Origin of the sequence: Rhodoferax sp. (genome assembly GCF_037143375.1) — a bacterium.
Lineage (GTDB): Bacteria > Pseudomonadota > Gammaproteobacteria > Burkholderiales > Burkholderiaceae_C > Rhodoferax.
This window is the reverse complement of record NZ_JBAWYV010000177.1, coordinates 1-5,622: the sequence shown is the minus strand read 5'-3', so window position 1 is coordinate 5,622 and position 5,622 is coordinate 1. Positions and strand designations below refer to the sequence as shown.

The following is a 5,622-nucleotide window of genomic DNA, read 5'->3' as shown; positions in this document are numbered from 1 at the left end:
TGCACCGCCAGCACACTGCCCATCATCGGGCTGGGGGCGGTCGAGCGGGCCTTGAAACGCCGCCGTCGTCGTCCCATGTTCATGGTCGATCTGGCCGTGCCGCGCGACATTGAAGTCGAAGTCAAGTCACTAGAAGATGTGTACCTTTACACCGTGGACGATCTGGCCTCGGTGGTGCAAACGGCCCAAGCCAGCCGCCAGGCGGCCGTAGCGCAGGCCGAGGCGATTGTGGACGCAGGCGTGCAAAGCTTCATGCACTGGGTCGACCAGCGCAGTTCGGTGCCCTTGATTCAACAGCTCAACGCCCAAGCCGACGAATGGCGTGCCGCTGAACTGGCGCGCGCCCGCAAGCTGCTGGCCAAAGGCGAAGATATCGACGCCGTGCTGGAAGCGCTTTCCAAGGGATTGACACAAAAGATGCTGCACGGCGCCATGGCAGAGTTGCGCACCAGTGATGCCACGGCGCGTGAACGCGCGACCAACGCCATCCAGCATTTCTTTTTGCGCAAAGAGCGGTAGCGACGCTTTTTCAAGCGACGCGCCTTTCGTCAGGGCGACACGAAGGTCATCCAGTCATTCTGGATGACAGCGCTGCGCCCACATTGACGACCTAAAACCGCTGCTGCAACCACGGCCACTTCTCTTTTTTGCCTCTGCCTCCTCTGACGGATCGCCCATGAAACCATTTCTGCGCCAACAACTCGCCCGCTACGCTGACCGCCTTGGTGAGCTTGAATTTTTACTCTCGCGCGAAGACATCATGAAAGACATGAAGCAGTTTCTCCTGCTGTCACGCGAGCACACTGATGTCACTGCGGTGACCTCCCGCTGGTCACGCTACCAGCAACGCGAAGCCGATCTATCCGAGGCGCAGGAGATGCTGAAAAGTGCAGCAAATGACGCCGACATGGCCGAGATGGCCCAGGAAGAAGTCGACAGTGCCACGGCAGAACTGCAACAACTCGAAGGCGAACTGCAGCGCATGTTGCTGCCCAAAGACCCGGACGATGCCCGCAACGCCTTCATGGAAATCCGCGCGGGCACCGGCGGCGACGAGTCGGCCCTGTTTGCGGCTGATTTGATGCGCATGTACACCCGGTTTTGCGAGCGCCGGGGTTGGAAGTCCGAAATCATCAGCGAGTCCAGCAGCGAACTCGGTGGCTACAAAGAAGTGGTGATCCGCATCGAGGGCGACAACGTCTATGGCGCGCTCAAATTCGAGTCCGGTGGCCACCGCGTGCAGCGCGTACCCACCACCGAAACACAGGGCCGCATTCACACCAGCGCCTGCACGGTGGCAGTGCTGGCCGAGCAGGATGAGGCCGAGGCCATCAAGATCAATCCCGCAGACCTGCGCATCGACACCTACCGGGCCAGCGGCGCGGGCGGTCAGCACATCAACAAAACCGATTCGGCAGTGCGCATCACGCACATTCCCACCGGGATCGTGGCCGAGTGCCAGGATGGTCGCAGCCAGCACGGCAACAAGGCCCAGGCCATGAAGGTGTTGACCGCCCGCATCCACGAAAAAGACCGCAGTGAGCGCGCCGCCAAAGATGCGGCCGAGCGCAAGGGCCTGATCGGTACTGGCGACCGCAGCGACCGCATCCGCACCTACAACTTCCCGCAGGGGCGCCTGACCGACCACCGCATCAACCTCACGCTCTACAAACTGCTCTACATCATGGAAGGTGATATGGAAGACGTGGTGCAGGCGCTGCAAGCCTATGAAGCCGCCGAACAACTGGCGGCACTTGAAGTAGGCGCCGGTGGCTGATTCGACCCTCGCCCAGACGCTTTCGCGTTTGCAAGCGCAGGGACTGGACCGACTGGATGCCCAATTGCTGTTGCTGCACGTCGTGAACCCGGCCGCCCCTAACCGCGCCTGGTTGCTGGCGCACGACACCGATGTCATCGGCGCTGAACCATTGCAACGACTGAACCAGCTTGCCCTGCGCCGCTTGAAGGGCGAACCACTGGCCTACCTCACCGGCCACAAAGAGTTCTACGGTCTGGACCTGCACGTCGATGGTCGGGTGCTGGTGCCCCGTCCCGACACCGAAACGCTGGTGGACTGGGCGCTGTCACTCATACCGATCACGCCAGGTGAGAACTGGCGCACAGGCATTCTCGATTTGGGAACAGGCAGTGGTGCCATCGCTCTGGCGCTCAAAGCCACACGACCCCACCTTCCAGTGAACGCCCTCGATTTCAGTGAGGACGCCTTGTCGGTGGCACGCGCCAACGCGCAACGCTTGCAACTCGATGTGCGTTTCAGCCAAGGATCCTGGCTGGACGGCGTACAAACCAAGTTCGCATTGATCGTTTCCAACCCACCGTATATTGCGGCGCAAGACGCGCACTTGGCCGATCTAAGCTTCGAGCCGTTGCAAGCGCTGGCCAGTGGCGCTGATGGCCTGAGTGACCTGCGCCAGATCATCCAACAATCCCCAGCAAGCCTGCAGCCCGGTGGGTGGCTGTTGTTGGAGCATGGGTATGACCAGGCACCCGTTGTGCGAGCCTTGCTTGAAGACGCTGGGTTTTGCCAAGTTCAGTCCCGGCGCGACTTGAGCGGGATTGAACGCTGCAGCGGAGGCTGTACACCCGGGCCGGCACCTCAATAATCAGGGTTTACACTTAGCCGCCGTGCGCTACATTAACAACTAAAAATCGTTGAAGCCTCGTGATAAAAACCCCTAAATTCTTCGACCGCATGGGCATTCGCACCAAGCTGATCGTCATCTTCGTCGCCATCAAGGTTATCCCGCTTTTGCTGCTGGCCTGGTTTGCCTGGCAGGCGGCGCAGGGCTTGGGCGAAGGGGTGTCGTTTCGCGCATTACAAATGGCTGATGCTATGCGTCTGTCTCAGCAGCAGACCGGCAAAACCGCCAATGATGATGCGGTTCGTGCGCTCGACGAGCGTTCGCGCGAGGCCATCGAAGCCCTCACCACCGACTTGGCACGCCAGGTCGCCGACTTTCTGTATGACCGCGACAAAGACATCTTGCAGGCAGCACGCCTGGAACCTTCTGACGCTACCTACCAGCGTTTCCTGACCAGCCACACGCGTGAGCTTTTTGAGCATGGGCTCTACGCTCCTTCGGCCGATGGCAAAGGCTGGATGCCGGCAACGCCCTTCGTCGCTAACAACCCGGTGCGCCCGCCCTTGCCTGACAACGCCAAAGACTTTCACACCCGATTGCCAGAAAACTACGGAGCCCAGACATTAAATCCCCTGTTTCTCGAAATCAGCTACATCGATGCCAGCGGCATGGAAAAATTCAAGGCCCAGCATGGTGGTTTGCTGGCACCAGGTCTGCGCGATGTCAGCCGCCGCGAAAACACGTATGTAAAAGCGGAGAGCTACTGGCCTGCACTCAAGAAGCTGAAACCCGGTGAGATTTATGTCTCCGAAGTCATCGGCCCATACGTCAGCACCCAATGGATCGGCCCTTACACCCCGGCCCGCGCCGAAGAACTCAAAAAACCGTTCACGCCAGAACAATCGGGTTATGCCGGTCTTGAAAACCCGTTGGGCAAGCACTTTCGCGGCATTGTGCGCTGGGCCACCCCGATTGAAAAGGGCGGGCGCATCACCGGCTATGTAACCTTGGCGCTGGACCACGCGCACTTGATGGCGTTCAGCAACAAGGTGCGCCCAACGCCCGAACGCTTTGCCCCGATTACGGACCCAGCGTCTGGCAATTACGCGTTTATTTGGGACCAGAAAAGCCGCGCCATCTCGCACCCACGTGACTACTTCATCGTTGGTTACGACCCGAAAACCGGCCAACCGGCGCCGCCATTCATGGACGGTGAACTGTGGGGTGAGTGGCAGGCCAGCGGCAAGTCCTGGCATGAGTTCCAGCCAACCGTGCCGTTTTTTCGCGATCAGTCGCTCAAGCGCAAGCCGTCGCCAGAGTCCGCCAAGTCCGGCAGTGTGGGTCTGGACTGCCGTTACCTCAATTTTTCTCCGCAATGCCATGGCTGGGATGCGCTGACCGAGCACGGGGGCTCCGGCTCTTTCGTGATCTATTTTTCAGGTCTCTGGAAACTCACTACAGCGGCCACCATTCCTTATTACACCGGTCAGTATGGCGCCAGCAAACGTGGTTTTGGTTTTGTGACGATCGGCGCGAATGTCGATGACTTCCATAAGGCCGCTACCGAGTCGGGCAAGCGCATCGACACCTTGATTGCCGCCGCCGACAGCAAACTCAAACAAGAGCGCGAAGGTCTGCAAAGCACCATCGTCCAGCGCCTGAGCAGTACCGCTTTTGGCTTGACCGCGTCCACGTTGGTGATGATTGCACTGGTGATCGCCATCGCCATCTGGATGGCAGGCGCCCTCACCCGACGCATCACTGAAATGAGCAGCGGCATTCAACGATTCCAGCAGGGCGATCTGGCGCACCGGCTGCCGGTGCGCGGCGAAGATGAAATGGCCGACCTGGCCAAGTCCTTCAACCACATGGCCAGCGAGGTGCAAACCTCCTTCGGTCGGTTAGAAGAAGCGCGCCATTCGGCCGAAGAAGCCAACCGCATGAAAAGCGAATTTCTGGCCAACATGTCGCACGAACTGCGCACGCCGTTGAACGGCATCCTGGGCTTTGCCGAGTTGCTCGAAATGGACTTGAAAGACCCGGCACACATTGAATACGCCCAAACCATTCGCACCAGCGGCGAGCATCTGCTGACCTTGGTCACCGATGTGCTGGACCTGGCCAAGATTGAAGCCGGGCGCATGGAGTTCAACTTGACCCCCATTGACCTGCCCGCCCTGTTACGCGAAGTTCTGGCGATGCAAAACAGCCATGCCCAAAAGAAAAACCTGATTTTTGAACTCGACCCCACCGGGTTGCCGACCAAGGTCTTCGCCGATGCCGTGCGCTTGCGCCAGATTCTGCTCAACCTGACCGGCAATGCGCTCAAATTCACAGACCAAGGCAGCGTCACTATTCGGGCCTCAGCACAAGGCGAGCAGGTTTGCATCGAGGTGCAGGACACGGGTGTGGGCATCAGTCTGGACGAACAAAAATTTATATTTGAAAAATTCCGCCAGAGCGAATCCTTCGTCACACGCAGCCACGAAGGCACCGGTCTGGGGTTGACATTGGCCAAAGAACTGGTTGAGCACATGGGCGGCCAGATTGGCGTGGCCTCGACCCCCGGTGTCGGATCAACCTTCTTTGTGGTGCTGCCGGCAGCGGACATGAAAGCCTAGACCCAGATGACTACAACCGAAGAACAAAAACCTGTCAGAAGCGTTCTCGTTGTCGATGACGTGATCCTGAACCGCAAGCTGGCCATGGTTTTCCTGAACAAAATGGGCTGGAAAACCTTCGAAGCGGATGGCGGCCATTCGGCGTTGAACTGGCTAGGCAGTCAAAACGCTGTGGACTTGGTGCTGCTCGATATCAGCATGCCCGACCTGAGCGGTGAAGAGGTGTGCCGGCAGCTGCGCGCCAATCCGGCTTACGCCACTCTGCCGATCGTCGCTTACACCGCCCACGCGGGTTCTTCTGACATTGATCGCTTTCTGGCCAACGGTTTCAACGAGGTGCTGATCAAACCGATTTCAATGCAGCGCCTGAAAGACGTGGTGGCGAGGTTGGTGCCTGA

At 59.1% G+C, this 5,622-nt stretch carries 4 protein-coding genes and 1 pseudogene; all 5 read left to right on the top strand.

What is annotated here, in order from left to right:
• Nucleotides 1-519 (top strand): annotated as a pseudogene (locus WCG50_RS16880) (glutamyl-tRNA reductase); the annotation flags it as partial.
• Nucleotides 520-676: 157 nt separating this feature from the next.
• Entirely contained in the window at nucleotides 677-1,777 is a 1,101-nt protein-coding gene (prfA, locus tag WCG50_RS16875) for a peptide chain release factor 1 (protein ID WP_336900760.1), read from the top strand.
• Nucleotides 1,770-2,624 carry a peptide chain release factor N(5)-glutamine methyltransferase gene (gene prmC / locus WCG50_RS16870; RefSeq protein WP_336900759.1) on the top strand — a complete coding sequence of 285 codons (855 nt, stop codon included), beginning with the start codon at nucleotides 1,770-1,772 and terminating at the stop codon, nucleotides 2,622-2,624. The genes prfA and prmC overlap by 8 nt, the downstream gene beginning before the upstream one ends.
• A 59-nt stretch (nucleotides 2,625-2,683) precedes the next feature.
• Complete coding sequence (locus tag WCG50_RS16865) at nucleotides 2,684-5,224, top strand: HAMP domain-containing sensor histidine kinase (RefSeq protein WP_336900758.1); 2,541 nt, start codon at nucleotides 2,684-2,686, stop codon at nucleotides 5,222-5,224.
• A 6-nt stretch (nucleotides 5,225-5,230) separates the two neighbouring features.
• A partial coding sequence (locus WCG50_RS16860; protein WP_336900757.1) for a response regulator occupies nucleotides 5,231-5,622 on the top strand: 392 nt, incomplete at its 3' end.